The following is a 15,600-nucleotide window of genomic DNA, read 5'->3' on the forward strand; positions in this document are numbered from 1 at the left end:
CGCTTACTGCATGTACCAGCCGTGGCTGACCACGATCGACTGGCCGGTGAGCGCCGCCGACGGGAAGGCGGCGAGGTACAAGGCGGTCTGCGCGATATCCTCCACGGTGGTGAACACGCCGTCGACGGTGTCCTTGAGCATGACGTTCTTGATCACGTCGGCCTCGCTGATGCCCAGCTCCTTGGCCTGCTCGGGAATCTGCTTTTCCACCAGCGGCGTGCGCACGAAGCCCGGGCAGATCACGTGCGAACGCACGTTGTGGGCCGCACCTTCCTTCGCCAGCGTGCGTGCCAGGCCCAGCAGGCCGTGCTTGGCGGTGACATAGGCGGACTTGAGCTTGGACGCCTCGTGCGAGTGCACCGAACCCATGTAGATCACGATGCCGCCGCGGTCGCCCTTGTACATGTGCTTGAGCGCGGCCTTGGTGGTGAGGAAGCCGCCATCGAGATGGATGGCCAGCATCTTCTTCCAGTCGGCGAAGGCAAACTGCTCGATCGGGTTGATGATCTGCACGCCGGCATTGGAAATGAGGATGTCCAGGTGACCGAACTCGGCGACCACCTTGTCGGTGCCGGCGTTCACCGCATCTTCGTTGGTGACGTCCATGGCGATGCCGATGGCCTTGCCGCCCGCCGCGTTGATCTCGGCGGCCGTGGCGTCCGCCGCCTGCTGGTTGATGTCGGCAATGGCCACCGCCGCGCCGTTCTTCGCATACAACTCGGCAATCGCCTTGCCCAGGCCGCTGGCCGCGCCAGTGATGAGTGCCACCTTGCCGTCGAGACTTGCCATAACCACTCCTGTCGATGGGGAACGGGGAAAGCAGAAACGGAATCAGGTTGTGGACTGTGTTGCCTGTCCGTCCAGACGAAACAGACTGGCACAGCCATGTGGCGCGCATCCATGCGACGAATGGACAGCTTGAACGGCGCCCTTCCCTGCTCGTCATTCCTGCGAAGGCAGGAGTGCTTTACAACAGCGAAGCTGGTCATCCAGTGACTTCATGCGCCTGAAAGTCGCTGGATCCCTGCCTTCGCAGGGATGACGGATAGGAAGCGCCTCGCGTCCGAATCGCTCAGTGCGCACCCTCGGACAGATAGGTATAGCCAGTCAAACCTTCGTTCAACGTGACGAACAACTGCTCGGCCGCCTCGCCCTGCAAGCCCGCCGCGGCAATACGCTCGCGGTAGCTGCGACGCAGTGCCTCGAGGTCGTAACCGACGTAGTCGAGCATCAGGTCGGTGGTGTCGCCACGGCGCTTGTGCGCGAAAACATACGAATCGCCATCGACGCGCACGTTCACCGCATCGGTATCACCGAACAGGTTGTGGATGTCGCCCAGCGTTTCCTGGTACGCACCCACCATGAAGATGCCCAGACGATAGCTCTCGTCGTCCTTCAGCGCGTGCAGCGGCAGGCTCACGTCCACACCTTCGGCGTCGACGTAGTCGTCGATGCGTCCGTCCGAATCGCAGGTGAGGTCGACGATCACGCCGCGGCGGGTGGGTTCCTCGTCCAGGCGCGCGATCGGCGCGATCGGGAAGATCTGGTCGATCGCCCAGATGTCCGGCACCGACTCGAACACCGAGAAGTTGACGAAGTACTTGTCCACCAGCTTCTCGTCCAGCTCGTCCAAGGCCTGGCGATGCGAGCGCTCGGCGGGAAGCAGGCGGGTGCGCACCGCGTTGGCAATGGCGTAGTACATGTCGTCCAGGCGCGCGCGGTCCTCCAGGCTGAGCTGGCCCAGCGCGTACAGCGTCTGGCCTTCGGCGAGGTGGTGCTGGGCCTCGTGGAACAGCTCCAGCGCCGGACGCTGGTCGAGTTCGTCCCAGGTTTCGCGCAGGCGACGCAGCACGGCCGGCTCGTGTTCGTGGGCCGACGGGATGTTGCCCTCGGGCACCGGTTCCACCTCGGTAACGTTCACCACCATCACCGCGTGGTGCGCGGTCATCGCGCGGCCGGCCTCGGTGATGATGTGCGGCGCCGGCAGGTTGGCTTCGGCCACCGCTTCGGCCAGCGACTGCACGATGGTGGCCGCGTACTGTTCGATCGAATAGTTGATGGAGTTGTGGCTGCGCGAGCGCGAGCCTTCGTAGTCCACGCCCAGGCCACCGCCGACGTCGACGATGTCCAGCGGCACGCCCATGCGCTTGAGTTCCACGAAGTAACGCGTGGCCTCGCGCATGCCGTTGGCGATGTCGCGCACGTTGGAGATCTGCGAGCCCATGTGGAAGTGCTGCAGCTTCAGCGTGTGCTTGAGGCCGGCCTGCTCCAGGCGTTCCACCAGGGTCAGCACCTGGCTGGGCGAGAGGCCGAACTTGCCCTTGTCGCCGCCGGTGTTCTGCCACTTGCCCGCGCCGATGGAAGCCAGGCGCACGCGCACGCCAAGCAACGGCTCGACATGGAGCGCCTTGGCCTCGGTGAACACGTGGTCCAGCTCCGAGAGCTTCTCGATCACGATATGCACGCGCAGGCCGAGCTTGAGGCCGATCAGCGCCAGGCGGATGTACTCGCGGTCCTTGTAGCCGTTGCAGATCACGATGCTGCCCGGCCGCGCCATGGCCAGCACCGCCATCAGCTCGGGCTTGGAGCCGGCTTCGAGGCCGAAACCATGCTCGCCCGCGGCCACCAGCTCGCCGGCCACGCCGCGCTGCTGGTTGACCTTGATCGGATAGACGGCCGTATAGCCGCCTGCGTAGCTCCACTCGCCGATGGCCTTGGCGAAGGCGTCCTGCAGGCGCTTCAAACGATCGGCGAGGATGTCCGGAAAGCGCACCAGCAACGGCAGGCGCAGGCCTTCGGCGCGGGCGCGATCGACGATGACCGGCAGCGACAGGGCCGGGCCGTTGGCGCCCTTGGGGCGCATCACCATATGGCCGGCGTCGTTGACGTCGACGTAGCCGTCGCTCCAATGCGGAACGGCGTAGGTATGGCGGGCAGCGTCGATGTTCCAGTGCTTCGACATGGAGGGCTCCTTTTAAAGCGGGCGTGTTACACCCTGTACATGTCGTCGCAGCGGCGAGCCTTGACGAAAGCAAAGTCAGCCGGCCGGAAGCCTCGCACGCCGCGGGGCCGGGCTGACTCGGGCGGCCCGCAAGCGGCTTGGCGCGGCGGTCCGGACGGCTATTGTAACGGCCTCTTGTGACAATGTGCCCACGGCGGGGCCGCCCTGGACGGGACGGCGGCGCCGGTTCGGCTACAATTCGCGCTCTTTGCACCCATCTATATCGTCAGGAACGTCCCCATGTCGCAGCATCCCAGCTGGTTCACCGAAGCCCACCAGGCCTCCGGCTCCTCCATCGGTTATCGCGTCGAGAAGCTGCTGCACGCCGAGAAAACGCCGTTCCAGACCATCGAGATCTACCAGACCACCGATTGGGGCAACCTGATGGTGATCGACGGCTGCGTGATGCTGACCAGCCGCGACAACTTCCTGTACCACGAGATGATGACCCACCCGGCGCTGTTCACCCATGCGCGCGCCAAGCGCGTGGTGATCATCGGCGGCGGCGACTGTGGCACGCTGCGTGAAGTGCTCAAGCACGAGGAAGTGGAGCACGCCGTGCAGGTGGAGATCGACGAGCGCGTCACCCGCCTGGCCGAGCAGTACTTCCCCGAGCTGTGCGACTCCAACAACGACCCGCGCGCCGAGCTGCTGTTCATCGACGGCATCAAGTACATGGCCGAGGCCGAGCCGGAATCGCTGGACCTGATCATCGTCGACTCGACCGACCCGGTCGGCCCGGCCGAAGGCCTGTTCAACGCCGCCTTCTACGCCAGCTGCTACAAGGCCCTGCGCCACGGCGGCATCCTGGTGCAGCAGTCGGAGTCGCCGATTGCCCACCTGGAACTGATCAAGTCCATGCGCTCGGCCATGCGCACCGCCGGCTTCAGCGCGGTGAAGACCCTGCCGTTCCCGCAGCCGTGCTACCCCACCGGCTGGTGGAGCTGCACCATGGTGCGCAAGGGCGGCGACCTGACCGGTTTCCGCGAACGCGGCGCGCTGAGCAAGAACTTCCCCACCCGCTACTACAACGCCGACATCCACAAGGCGGCGCTGGCCCAGCCGGAATTCATGCGCGAAGCGCTGGGCGAGTAAGCGCTGGGTCGGGAGGCGGGTAACGGGGGCGCAAGGCCCCCGGCTCGCCGACAGGCCAAGAGGGGTTGGTCCCGGCGCCTGCGAGCGCCGCGGCCAGCCCCGTTTCGTTGGAGCCTGGGGCTGGCGCCGGGGCACTGGTGTTGGCGCCCCCCACATTCCATCCCCCACCCCCGGTTTCAGAACAACGTCTGGCGGGCCTTCGGCAGCAGCACCAGCACCAGCGTGGCGAACGGGCCAAAGAACACCGACAACAGGAACCACAACAGGCCGCTGCGGTTCTTGCCCTGGGCCAGCCCGGCGTTGATCAGCGCCAGTGTTCCCCAGCCCACGAACCAGGGCGCCGCGCGTCCGTCGGCCAACATCGAAATCTCATTCACTAGCGTTCTCCTGTGCTGCGCAGGATGTCGAGCCATCCCGGGGCGTCGCGAAGCGGCCATGCTAGCAAGCCAGGACGCGTTGTCCCGCTCGCCGCTTCCCGCGGATCAGGCGAGCTTAATGCGAGAGCAGTATGCTGACCGCTTCGTTTTTCACAAGGAATGACCCATGCGTGGACGGCACTTGCTGACGCTCGGATTGGTTCTTGCCGCACTTACCGCTCCGGTGGTTGCCGCCAACAAGCCCCCCGCCGCTCCCGTGGACAAGCAGGCCGCCGCCCGCCGGCAGGCCTTGCTGGCCTACCAGAAGGACCTGGTCAGCGTGATCGCCCCGCAGGCCGAGCCGATCCCCTTGCTGGGTGGCGCCCTGCTGGCCCGTCCGCTCAACAACCTGCCTGATTTCAATAGTTTCCATAGCCTGATCCACCGGGCCGCGGCAGCTCCCGGGGCCGGGCCGGAGGTGAGCTGGATCCAGCTCACCGACTGTGACGCCAAGGCGAGCGCCTGCCCGAACACCGACGCCATGAACCGGCTGCTGACCCAGGCCCCTGACAATGCCGCGGTATGGCTGCTCAAGCTCGGCCAGGACGACCGTGACGGCAAGGCCGACGCCATGCGCGAGGACCTGGCCAAGGCCGCCGGCGCCAAGATCTATGACGACTACACCGGCGCCAGCCTGAAGGCGCTGGCCACCACCGTGATCATGCTGCCGCCGCCACCCGCCACGGTGAACCCGCTGTCGGCCAACGGTGGCGCCGGCGTGCAGCTGATGATGGTGTTCGGCCTGGCCGAGACCCAGCCGCAACCGGCGCTGCAGGCCACCGCGCGCCTGTGCGAGGAAGGTGCCGGCGACGCCGCGCTGAAGGCCGACTGCCTCAAGTTGGGCAAGGTGCTGGAGTGGAGCTCCAGCCCGCTGTCGCGCTCGCTGGGCCTGCACCTGCGCGAAGTACTGGCCGACGACCCGGCCCAGCAGGAGGACGCCCGCCGCGCCCGCCGCAATCTGGTGTGGCAGGTGCAGAACTTCTCGGAGCTGTCGCAGCGTGCCCAGGGCGATGCCTCGCTGGCGCAGCACCTGCTGGTGCTGGCCCGCTCCGGCGGCACCCAGATGAGCCTGATGCTCACTGCGCTGCACGACTACCAGATCAGCGTCGACGCGCCAGACGACTGGCAGCCCGCCAAGGCCGGCTGAGCCGGCCGCTTGCCCCCCGGCCCCGGCCATCGTGTAGGCTGAGGCCCGGCTTGGACACTGGGGCGGCATCATGCTGACGGTACTGGTAGCAAGCAGCAAAGGCGGTTGTGGCAAGAGCACGCTGGTGACCCAGCTGGCTTCGCACTGGGCCCAGGATGGCAAGCACACGGCCATCGTCGATGCCGACCGCCAGCAGTCCGGCTACCGCTGGGCCAGCCGCCGCCCCGACACCGTACCCGGCGTGCTCGCCATTGAGGGCGGACGCAAATCCCTGGAAAAACTCCCCGAAGACACCCAGCGCGTACTGGTCGACACCCCGGCCGGTTCGCAGGAGCGCGACCTCGAGCCTTATCTGGAGAAGGCCGACGTGCTGCTGGTGCCGGTGCTGCCGTCAACCTTCGACCTCGATGCCACGTTCGACTTCCTGGACCACCTCAAGCAGATCGGGCGCATCAAGCGCGGCAAGCTTCCGGTGGGCCTGGTCGGCAACCGCCTCAAGCCCTGGACCAACGCCAGCCAGGACGCGATGGCGCAGCTGGCCGAGGGCGCGCCCTTTCCGCTGGTGGCACAACTGCGTGACAGCCAGGCCTATGTGCTGCTGACCGCACTCGGCAAGGGCATTTTTGACTACGCTTCGGAGAACGTCCGGAGCCACCAGGAGGACTGGAAGCACCTCCTGCGCTGGATCAAGCGCCAGCACTGAGCGCCCATTTCACGGCCTCAGCACGACCTTGGAGTTGGAGTAGAGCCATGCACGAACTCATCCTGTTGCGTCATGCGGAGGCCCAGCCGGCCACGTCGGGTAGCCACGACCAGAAGCGGCGCCTTAGCGGGCGCGGCGAGCAGGAGGCGAAGGCCGCCGGCAAATGGCTGGTTTCGCACGGCGTGAAGCCCGACCGGGTGCTGTGTTCCCCGTCCGAGCGCACGCGCAGCACCGCCGAGCTGGCGCTGGCCGCATTCAAGCACGCGCCCAGCCTGGAGTTTTCCGACGACATCTACGAAGCCACGCCGGGCGAGCTGCTGGCCCTGCTCGACCAGCATGGCGATGCCGGTACGGTCATGTTGGTCGGCCACAATCCAGGCATCGAACGACTGGTGGCGCTGCTGGTGGAAGGACGCTCGGACGAATTTCGCGGCATGCCGCCGGCCGGACTGGCCGTGCTGCACCTGGCCGGTGCCCTGGAGCCGGGCAACGCACGATTGGATGCCTTCTGGTCCCCATGATCTGGCAGATCGCCAGCTGCGTGGGTCTCCTGCTGCTGGCCATCCTGCCTGCGCGCGCCGCCGATTACCGCATTGACCCGGCGCGCTCGCATGCCGACTTCGGCGTGCGCCTGTTGTGGCTCAGCCAGATCGCCGGACGCTTCCAGGAAATCGACGGCGACGTCACCCTGAGCGCCCTGCACGATACTGCCGTGGTGGATGCGCATATCACCGTGGATAGCGTGCACATGGACTCGGACCGCATCCGCCGCTGGGTGCTGGCACCGGAGTTCTTCGACGTCTCGCACTATCCTTCGATCCACTTCGTGTCCGCACCCATCGCGCTGGCGATGCTGGAAAAGGGCGGCAGCCTGGATGGCACGCTGACCCTGCGGGGCATCACGCGGCCGGCGCATTTCCAACTGTTGCCGTCGCACTGCCCGCTGGAATCGCCGCAGCAATGCGTGATCGCCGTGCACGGCACCATCCAGCGCAGCGACTTCGGCATGAGCGGGCACCGGGCCGCCGTGTCCGACAAGGTGGAACTGGGCATGCTGATCAGCCTCGATTACGCCAAGCGCTGAGGCCACCCCGTATCATCGGCGGATGCGCCAGCGCGGGATCGCCCTTCTCCTTCTGCTCGTTGCGATCCTGGTCTCGTCGGGATGCAGCGTGTCGCCTTCACGCGTCCGGCGCGCCGACGCGGTGGTGGCCGCCGGTGCTTCGCACGAGCTGAGCTGCGCGCGCAGCGACCACTGCGCGATCGACTCGCCGCTGCTCGATGCGGCCAACCAGGCCATGGCCGATTCCACTGAGCAGGATCCGGTGCACGTGGTCACCCTGCTCAACGACAGCGAAGCGGCGATGGTGGCGCGCATCAACCTCATCCGCGCCGCGCAGCACAGCATCGACGTGCAGACCTACATCTGGGACCAGGACGACACCGGCCAGCTGGTACTGAGCGAACTGCTGAAGGCGGCACGACGCGGCGTGAAGGTGCGCATCCTCGCCGACCAGCTGTTCTCGTTCGGCGACCCGGTGCTGCTGGAGCGCCTGGCCACCGCGCACGAGAACCTCGAGGTACGCCTGTACAACCCCACCTTCCACGAGGCGCAGACTTCGGTGGTGGAGTTCAGCGCCAGCATCGTGTGCTGCTTCATGAAGTTCAACCAGCGCATGCACAACAAGCTGCTGCTGGTGGACGACACCATCGGCATCACCGGCGGCCGCAACTACCAGGACCGCTACTTCGACTGGGACAACGATTTCGACTACGTGGACCGCGACGTGATGGTCGGCGGTCCGGCGGCGCACGCCATGGCGTCCAGCTTCGAGACGTTCTGGAACCACAAGCGCTCGGTGCCGCTGACCCACCTGCGCGACGTCAATCGTCACCTGCTCGACGCCGACGTGCCGACGCCGCTGCCGGCACCGCACTACGCGCATCCGCAGCGCGTGGCCCGCGTGCTGGAGGAAGCCGAGGACAGCGACTGGCTGGACGACGCCCTGGTCAGCGAGACGCTGCGCACGGGCAAGGTCGATTTCTTCAGCGACCTGCCCGCCAAGACCGAGCAGCCTCAGGAACGCGACGCACGCGAGTTCACCGCCCACGTGATGCGCATGGTCGGCGCCGCCCAGCACGAGGTGGTGCTGCAGACGCCCTACCTGGTGCTCAGCAAGCGTGCCCAGTCCATCTTCGAGCGCCTGCACCAGGGCCAGACACCGCCGCGCATCATCGTTTCGACCAACTCGCTGGCCTCCACCGACGCGTTCGCGGTGTATGCGCTGTCGTACAAGCACCGCAAGCGCTACCTCAAGGACTACGGCTTCGAGATCTACGAGCTCAAGCCCCGCGCGGCCGACCCGGCCGAAGACAATGCCGAGGCGGCGCTCGACGAGGGACCGGTGCCGCCCAGCGCGGACGGCCACGAGGCGCGGCGACGCATCGGCACCGAGCGCGGGCTGCTGGGCAGCCGTGGCGAGGCCCGGCGCAACCGCCCGGCGCCGCTGACCACCCCAGGCCGGCGTTTTGGCCTGCATGCCAAGTCCATCGTGGTGGACGATGACTTCGCCATGGTCGGCTCGCACAACTTCGACCCACGCTCCGACCACTACAACACCGAGGCCGGCGTGATCGTCTACGATGCCCGCTTCGCCAACGAGCTGCGCGAAAGCATCCTGCGCGATACCCTGCCGGAGAACGCCTGGGTGGTGGCGCCCCGTCAGCAAAGCAGCCTGAGCCTGGCGATCGGCGACTTCTCGGCCAGCCTGCCGATCTTCGACCTGTGGCCCTACCGCTACGCCACCAGCTACGACCTCAAGGCCGGCTGTACCCCGATGCGCCCCAGCGATCCGGCGTTCTTCAGCTGCTACACGCCGGTAGGCGACTTCCCCGAAGTGGCGGTCTCGTCCAAGCTGATCTACACCCGCCTGATCACCGCCTTCGGCGCCGGCGTAAAAGGCATTCTGTAAGAGCGCACCCTGTGCGCGATCACACCGCCACCACCTCGCAGCGGGGCCGTCGCGCACAGGGTGCGCTCCTACGGAAAGGACGAGGGAAGCTCAGGGCGGACCGGCCACCGGCGCGGTGTCCGCCTCGAAGCGCATCAGCAGCTCGCCGGTCAACCCGGCGGGATGATCCGCCGGCACGGCGAAGCGCCAGTGCTGCACGGTGCGCAGGGCGCGCTGGTCCAGCGCCTCGTGGCCGCTGCCCTCGGCCACCTCGGCGCGGGTGACCCCACCGTTGCCATCGATCGCCAGGCGCAGGCGCACCTGCCCATCGACCAGGGGCTCGCGCTTCCACAGCGAGGCCGCCAGCGGTGGCATCTCCAGCGGGGTGAGCATGGGCAGACCCTGGGCGACAGCGCCAGGCTGTGCCGGCGGACCGGCACGTACGGCCGCCATCGGCTCATGGGACGGCCGGGGACGGCGCCGCAAGACGGCACGGATGCGATCCACATGGGCCGACGCCTGGCCGGCTGGGGGGCCGGCCCAGTGGCCGGTGAGGCCGCTCAGCCAGGCGGTACCGGCCACACCCACCGCCAGCGCCAACAGGCTCAAGCCGGTGGTGGTACGCAGGCGAAGCATGGGACTCGGGCGCGACGCGCAGGCGCCGCTTAGCGTTCCAGGATGGCGGTGACGCCCATGCCGCCCGCGGTGCAGATCGATATCAGGCCGCGGCCCGAGCCCTTCTCTTCGAGCAGCTTGGCCAGCGTGGCGACAACGCGCGCGCCGGTGGCCGCAAACGGGTGGCCGGCCGCGAGGCTGGAGCCATGCACGTTGAGCTTGGCCGGATCGATACTGCCCAGCGGCTGGTCCAGCCCCAGGCGGTGCTTGCAATAGTCCGCGCTTTCCCACGCCCGCAGGGTGCACAACACCTGGGCGGCGAACGCCTCGTGGATCTCGTAGAAATCGAAATCCTGCAGGCTCAGGCCATGGCGCGCCAGCATGCGTGGCACGGCCACGGTCGGGGCCATCAGCAGGCCCTCACCGTGCACGAAGTCCACCGCGGCCACTTCGGCGTCGCGGAACCAGGCTTGCACCTTGAGGCCGCGCTGGGCAGCCCATTCCTCGGTGCCGAGCAGCACTGCGGCGGCGCCATCGGACAGACCGGTGGAATTGCCGGCAGTCAGCGTGCCGTGGCCGGAAGTCTTGTCGAAGGCGGGCTTCAGCGAGCCGAGCTTCTCCATGGTGCTGTCCGGGCGCAGGAAGCCGTCGCGCTTGAGGCCACGGAACGGCACCACCAGGCCCTCGAAGAAGCCAGCTTCATAGGCAGCCGCCAGCTTGTGGTGGCTGTCCAGTGCGAGCTGGTCCTGGGCCTGGCGGCTGATATGCCACTCCTTGGCCATCTTTTCGCAGTGCTCGCCCATCGACATGCCGGTACGCGGCTCGGCCACGCCCGGGAAGGCCGGCTTGAGTTCCCGCAGCGAAAAGCCCTGGGTAGCAGCGCGCAGCTTGTCCTGCCAGGTCTTGGCGCGGTTGAGCGCCAGCAGGCGCTTGCGCAGACGCTCGCCCAGCACGATCGGCACGTCGCTGGTGGTGTCCGAGCCGCCGGCGATGCCTGCCTCGATCTGCCCGGTGGCGATCTTGTTGGCGATGATGATGGCGTTGTCCAGCGAGGTGCCGCAGGCACGTGCCGTGGTGATGGCCGGGGTGGTGGCGGCCAGCCCCGAGGACAGCACCGCTTCACGGGCCAGGTTCCACTCGGAGGAGTGCTTGATCACCGCCCCCATCGCCACTTCGCCCAGTTCCACCCCATGCAGCCCGAAACGCTCGACCAGCGCCCCCAGCACCTTCACCGACATGCCGAAATTGCCGACATCGGCGTAGGCGGTGTTGTTGCGGCAGAACGGGATGCGAACGCCGCCGATCACACCGACGCGCTTGAGCGTGTTTTCCATGGCTGGAACAGTCCGAAAAAGCCGAGTCGACAAGGCTAACCGGCGCCGACACGCCGCGGAAGCCCAAAAAGTCGCGAATGCTAGAATTCGGTTCTTTACCGTTCGGGTTTGTCATCCGTGGAAGCTCAAACACTCGTCGCACTGCCGGTGGTGCTGGCTCTTGAACTGTCGCCCGGGGACGCACCTTCCCATCGCACGCTGAGCCGCGATGAAGCGGCTGAACTGGCCTCGCTGGTGGCCGAAGACTTGCAGGCCCTGGTCCCGCAGGTGGGTGAGGCCCGCCTGGCCGTCGCCGGCGCGCTGTTCGACGCAGTGGAATTGCTGCGCCCTGGTTTTCCGGTGTGGGCCACGCTGGACGAATTGGCCCGCCGGGTGCCGCGCGGTCATCTGGACAATGTGGTGGCCTTCGGCACGCATGAGGGTCGCATGCCGGCCCAGCCGCTGGAGCCGGAGCCCGCATTCGCCGATGGCCCGATGCGGCTGTTGCCGATGTCGCTGCTGGCCCCGCAGGAGCTGGCCGAGGCGCTCTCCGAAAAGCTCGAGGTCGAGCTGGTCGGCCGCGGCGAAGCCGGTGCCCGCACCGCCGACTGGCTGATGCGCCACCTGGGGGTGCGGCTCGAGCACGCCCGCTACCTGAGCCGCAACGACCTGCTGGCACTGACCTGCGTGCAATATGAGCACGTCAACCTGGCCCCGCTGTGGACCCTGCTGGAAGCCGCGCTGCTGACGCCTTACCGCGAGGAACCCACCATGAGCGCCCGTGGCCTGGCCCTGCGCTACCACGAGGGCAAGGTGGAGGCGCAGTCGCCCACCGGCTGGCTGCGCAGCCACGCCGGCGACCCCGCCGAGCGGGCCCATGACCTGGCCGGCATCGTGTTCGAGCTGCGCCAGTACGCCGCCCTGCTCGATGCCCATCACCTGCCGCTGGTACTGCAGGGCGGCGAGCCCACGCCCGGCTACCTGGTGGAAACGCTGGCCGCGACCGAGCCGGGTTACGACGCGCCGGCCCTGTTCGCCCATGAAGCCGCGGGCCTGGGCGTGGTGGCGGTCACCGTGGCCCAGCGTGGCGAGGGCGGTCGCGCCCGCATGCTGGCGCATGGCTACCCGCTGCACCCGCGCGCACTGGGATCGCTGGTGGCGGCCCTGTCGGACCGCTTCGGCATCAGCCCGGACCTGCATGCGCTGGGGCGCATCCAGCTGGGCGCTGATGGCCTGCTGGGGGCTCCGTCCGAAGCCTTGCACTGAGCTGTAGGCCCACGCCCTGAGCTGGCGTGGGCCCAGCGATGCAAAGTACACACGTCTTGGCGCATGATGCCGCGATGGGCGCGGGGAAGCGTCAACGGCGACAGCATAGATGCGGCAAACTGATCGCGAGTTCGTTCCGCCCGGCGGCGAATCCCATTGGCCCGCCCATGTGCTGCATGGGGCGCCGGCGCTGATCACCTACATCGATCGCCAGCGCCGCTTCCGCTTCGTCAACGCCACCCACCAGAGCTGGCTGGGGATGGACCCCGGCCAGATGCTCGGGCGCACCGTCGAAGAGGTCATCGACAAGGCCAGCATCGAGGTGGCCGGCGCCTGCCTGCAGCAGGCCCTCGACGGCACGCCCGCCGAGTTCGAAGGCGAGCTGTTCGATGGCCCCAGCCGCGCCTATGTGCACGGCAACTTTCAGCCCGACCTCGATGACGATGGCCACGTGCGCGGGGTATTCACGGTGTTCGTGGACATTTCAGCGCGCCATGCGCTGGAAACCCAGCTGCGGGAGAGCGAGCAACGCTTCTTTGGGGCCTTCCAGCACGCGCCGATCGGCATGGCGCTGGTGACCCCGGGCGGCTACATGCTGCGCGTCAACGATGCGCTGTGCGACATGCTGGGCTACAGCGAACAGGAGCTGCTTACGCTGTCCCTGCTCGATCTCACCCATCCCGACGACCTGGCGGTATCGCGCGAGCTGTCCAGTTCGCTGCGACACGGCGATCGCGATACCTACCAGTTGGAGAAGCGCTACGTCCATCGCGACGGGCACAGCGTATACGTGCTGCTCAGCGTGTCCGTGGTGCGCAACAGCGATGGCGAGCCCTACCACGCAGTGGCGCAGATCCAGGACATCAGCCAGCGCAAGGCCTATGAGGAGGCCCTGTTCCGCGAGCGCGAACTGGCCGAGGTGACGCTGCGCTCGATCGGCGACGCGGTGATCACCACCGACCTGATGCACCAGGTCACCTCGCTGAACCCGATCGCCGAGGCGATGACCGGCTGGACACACGCCGAAGCGGTGGGCAAGCCGATGAGCGAGGTGTTCCGGCTGATCGACGCGAACACCCGCGAGCCGCTGCACAGTCCGCTGCTGGACGCCATCACCCGCGACGCCATCGTGGAGCTGAAGGGCGACGCCGTGCTGCTGCACCGCAATGGCTTCGAAACGCCCATCGAGGATTCGGCCGCCTCCATCCACGACCACGCCGGCAGCGTGATCGGCGGCGTGCTCGTGTTCCATGACGTCAGCGAAACGCGTGCGCTGGCGCTGAAGATGGCGCACCTGGCCCAGCACGACACGCTGACCGGACTGCCCAACCGCAGCCTGCTGCAGGCGCGCCTGGAGCAGGTGCTGGCCTCGGCCGCGCGTCGCCACACCCAGGCTGCGTTGCTGCACATCGACCTGGACAACTTCAAGCAGATCAACGATTCACTGGGTCACGTGGCCGGCGATGCCCTGCTGCGCACCTTTGCCGACCACCTGCGCGCCAGCCTGCGCAACGAGGACACGGTCAGCCGCGTGGGCGGCGACGAGTTCGTGGTGCTGCTGTCGCACGTCGACGGGCGCACCGGCGCCAGCCAGCTGTGCGAGAAACTCACACGCCTGTGGCAGGCCTCCACCGCCAGCAAGGTGGGCGAGAGCACCATCAGCTTCAGCACGGGCATCAGCGTGTACCCCGACGACGCGCAGGACGCCGAAGCGATGCTGCGCAACTCGGACATCGCCATGTACGAGGTGAAGATGCATGGCCGCAACGGCTATCGCTTCTATACGCCGTCGATGAGCGAGCGGCCGGCTGCGCGCCTGCGCATCGAGCAGGACCTGCGTCGCGCATTGCGCCGTGGCGACCTCAGCCTGCATTACCAACCCAAGGTGGACGCCAACAGCCTGGCCATCGTCGGGGCCGAGGCGCTGCTGCGCTGGCAGGTCGATGGGCAGGACGTCTACCTGCCCGACCAGTTCATCCCCATCGCCGAGGAATGCGGCCTGATCGTGCCGCTGGGCGAGTGGGTGCTGCGCGAGGCCTGTCGCCAGGCGGGCAACTGGTATCGCGATGGCCACCCGATCGTGGTGGCGATCAACGTGGCGGCCCCGCAGTTCCAGCACCCTGGCTTTCAAACCACGCTGAAGGCCGCGCTGGACGAAGCGCAGCTGCCACCTTCGCTGATCGAGCTGGAACTCACCGAGCGCATGGTGATGTCGGCCGGCGACCAGAGCCGTGCGCTGATGCAGCGGATCAAGGACCTCGGCGTTAGCCTGGCGCTGGACGACTTCGGCACCGGCTACTGCAGCCTTTCGTACCTCAAGTACTTCCCCATCGACGCGCTGAAGATCGACCGTACCTTCGTGCGCGACATCGCCACCGACGCCGACAATGCGGCCATCACCGACGCCATCATCGCAATGGCGCACAGCCTGGACATGAGCGTGGTGGCCGAAGGCGTGGAGACCACCTCGCAGGCCGAGCACCTGCGCGAAGCCGGCTGCTCGCTGCTGCAGGGCTTCCTGTTCGGCACCGCGCTGCCGCCGGACGAACTGGAGAAGCACCTGTTGCCGGCCCCGGCGGTGGCCCTGCAGGGCCAGGCGGGCGACGACGGTTTGCCCTAGCCCCGGGGCCGCCTCACGATCGCGGGAACTCCGCTTCGTACATGTAGTACGCGCAACGCGCCATGCCGAGGTTGGCGTAGGTGCCCTGCGCACGCTCGTTTTCGGTTTCCACGTACAGGCGCAACCCCACGGCGTCCGCTGCCTGCGCGCGCTGCCTCACGTTTTCGTACAGGCGGCGGAACACGCCGGCGCGACGGGCCGCCTCCACCACGTACACGCTCTGGATCCACCAGAAGTCCCCGGCACGCCAGTCGCTCCACTCGTAGGTCACCAGCAGGCAGCCGGACGGCACGCCGTCGAGTTCCGCCACCAGGTAAAAGCCGCGGCGCGGTTCGTCGAATACCACGCTGACGCCGCGCTCCAGTCGCGTGCCGTCCAGCGCCTTGTGCTCGGTTTCCCAAGCCATGGCCTGGTTCCACTGCGCGATATCGGCAATGTCGGCGCGTGTCGCGGCACGAATCGTAATGGTCATG

14 protein-coding genes are annotated in these 15,600 nt (G+C 67.4%); 8 read left to right on the plus strand and 6 right to left on the minus strand.

From position 1 onward, the window contains the following. Positions 1–3: 3 nt before the first annotated feature. Both DVU99_RS14310 and speA read right to left on the minus strand, forming a co-directional pair. Complete coding sequence (locus DVU99_RS14310; RefSeq protein ID WP_114240909.1) at positions 4–789, minus strand: 3-hydroxybutyrate dehydrogenase; 786 nt, start codon at positions 787–789, stop codon at positions 4–6. 283 nt (positions 790–1,072) lie between these two features. Beyond that, positions 1,073–2,962: a biosynthetic arginine decarboxylase gene (gene speA, locus DVU99_RS14315; RefSeq protein WP_114240910.1), complete on the minus strand. Its 1,890-nt coding sequence runs from the start codon at positions 2,960–2,962 to the stop codon at positions 1,073–1,075. Positions 2,963–3,241: 279 nt separating this feature from the next. On the opposite strand from speA, the gene speE reads away from it, so the two are divergent. Then, a complete protein-coding gene (gene speE, locus DVU99_RS14320) occupies positions 3,242–4,096 on the plus strand; it encodes a polyamine aminopropyltransferase (RefSeq protein WP_114240911.1) in 855 nt (284 codons plus the stop codon). A gap of 176 nt (positions 4,097–4,272) precedes the next feature. Here the strand turns inward: speE and DVU99_RS14325 are convergent, their stop codons facing one another. After that, complete coding sequence (locus tag DVU99_RS14325) at positions 4,273–4,473, minus strand: antitermination protein NusB (RefSeq protein ID WP_198670340.1); 201 nt, start codon at positions 4,471–4,473, stop codon at positions 4,273–4,275. A gap of 166 nt (positions 4,474–4,639) precedes the next feature. Here DVU99_RS14325 and DVU99_RS14330 point away from each other — a divergent pair, with 166 nt between their 5' ends. From DVU99_RS14330 to DVU99_RS14350, 5 genes are all read left to right on the plus strand, one after another. Then, positions 4,640–5,659 carry a hypothetical protein gene (locus tag DVU99_RS14330; RefSeq protein WP_114240913.1) on the plus strand — a complete coding sequence of 340 codons (1,020 nt, stop codon included), beginning with the start codon at positions 4,640–4,642 and terminating at the stop codon, positions 5,657–5,659. Between the two features lie 70 nt (positions 5,660–5,729). Then, positions 5,730–6,362, plus strand: coding sequence for a ParA family protein (locus DVU99_RS14335; protein ID WP_114240914.1), 633 nt, complete (start codon positions 5,730–5,732; stop codon positions 6,360–6,362). Positions 6,363–6,409: 47 nt separating this feature from the next. Then, a complete protein-coding gene (locus DVU99_RS14340) occupies positions 6,410–6,883 on the plus strand; it encodes a histidine phosphatase family protein (RefSeq protein WP_114240915.1) in 474 nt (157 codons plus the stop codon). Further along, positions 6,880–7,446, plus strand: coding sequence for a YceI family protein (locus DVU99_RS14345; RefSeq protein WP_114240916.1), 567 nt, complete (start codon positions 6,880–6,882; stop codon positions 7,444–7,446). Before DVU99_RS14340 ends, DVU99_RS14345 begins: the two co-directional genes overlap by 4 nt. A 22-nt stretch (positions 7,447–7,468) precedes the next feature. Further along, a complete protein-coding gene (locus DVU99_RS14350; protein WP_114240917.1) occupies positions 7,469–9,334 on the plus strand; it encodes a phosphatidylserine/phosphatidylglycerophosphate/cardiolipin synthase family protein in 1,866 nt (621 codons plus the stop codon). A gap of 90 nt (positions 9,335–9,424) precedes the next feature. On the opposite strand, the gene DVU99_RS14355 is transcribed toward DVU99_RS14350, so the two are convergent. Both DVU99_RS14355 and DVU99_RS14360 read right to left on the minus strand, forming a co-directional pair. Continuing rightward, positions 9,425–9,949 carry an energy transducer TonB gene (locus tag DVU99_RS14355; RefSeq protein WP_114240918.1) on the minus strand — a complete coding sequence of 175 codons (525 nt, stop codon included), beginning with the start codon at positions 9,947–9,949 and terminating at the stop codon, positions 9,425–9,427. Between the two features lie 29 nt (positions 9,950–9,978). Beyond that, on the minus strand, positions 9,979–11,262 hold the full coding sequence (locus DVU99_RS14360) for an acetyl-CoA C-acetyltransferase (RefSeq protein WP_114240919.1): 1,284 nt from the start codon (positions 11,260–11,262) through the stop codon (positions 9,979–9,981). A gap of 117 nt (positions 11,263–11,379) precedes the next feature. Between DVU99_RS14360 and DVU99_RS14365 the strand changes: the two genes are divergently transcribed. Both DVU99_RS14365 and DVU99_RS14370 read left to right on the plus strand, forming a co-directional pair. Then, positions 11,380–12,507 carry a hypothetical protein gene (locus DVU99_RS14365; RefSeq protein ID WP_114240920.1) on the plus strand — a complete coding sequence of 376 codons (1,128 nt, stop codon included), beginning with the start codon at positions 11,380–11,382 and terminating at the stop codon, positions 12,505–12,507. A 109-nt stretch (positions 12,508–12,616) separates the two neighbouring features. Then, complete coding sequence (locus DVU99_RS14370; protein WP_114240921.1) at positions 12,617–15,127, plus strand: GGDEF and EAL domain-containing protein; 2,511 nt, start codon at positions 12,617–12,619, stop codon at positions 15,125–15,127. 13 nt (positions 15,128–15,140) lie between these two features. Here DVU99_RS14370 and DVU99_RS14375 read toward each other — a convergent pair whose 3' ends face one another. Next, positions 15,141–15,599, minus strand: coding sequence for a GNAT family N-acetyltransferase (locus DVU99_RS14375; protein ID WP_114240922.1), 459 nt, complete (start codon positions 15,597–15,599; stop codon positions 15,141–15,143). Position 15,600 lies beyond the last annotated feature (1 nt).

Source organism: Dyella sp. C9, from assembly GCF_003332825.1.
Lineage (GTDB): Bacteria > Pseudomonadota > Gammaproteobacteria > Xanthomonadales > Rhodanobacteraceae > Dyella.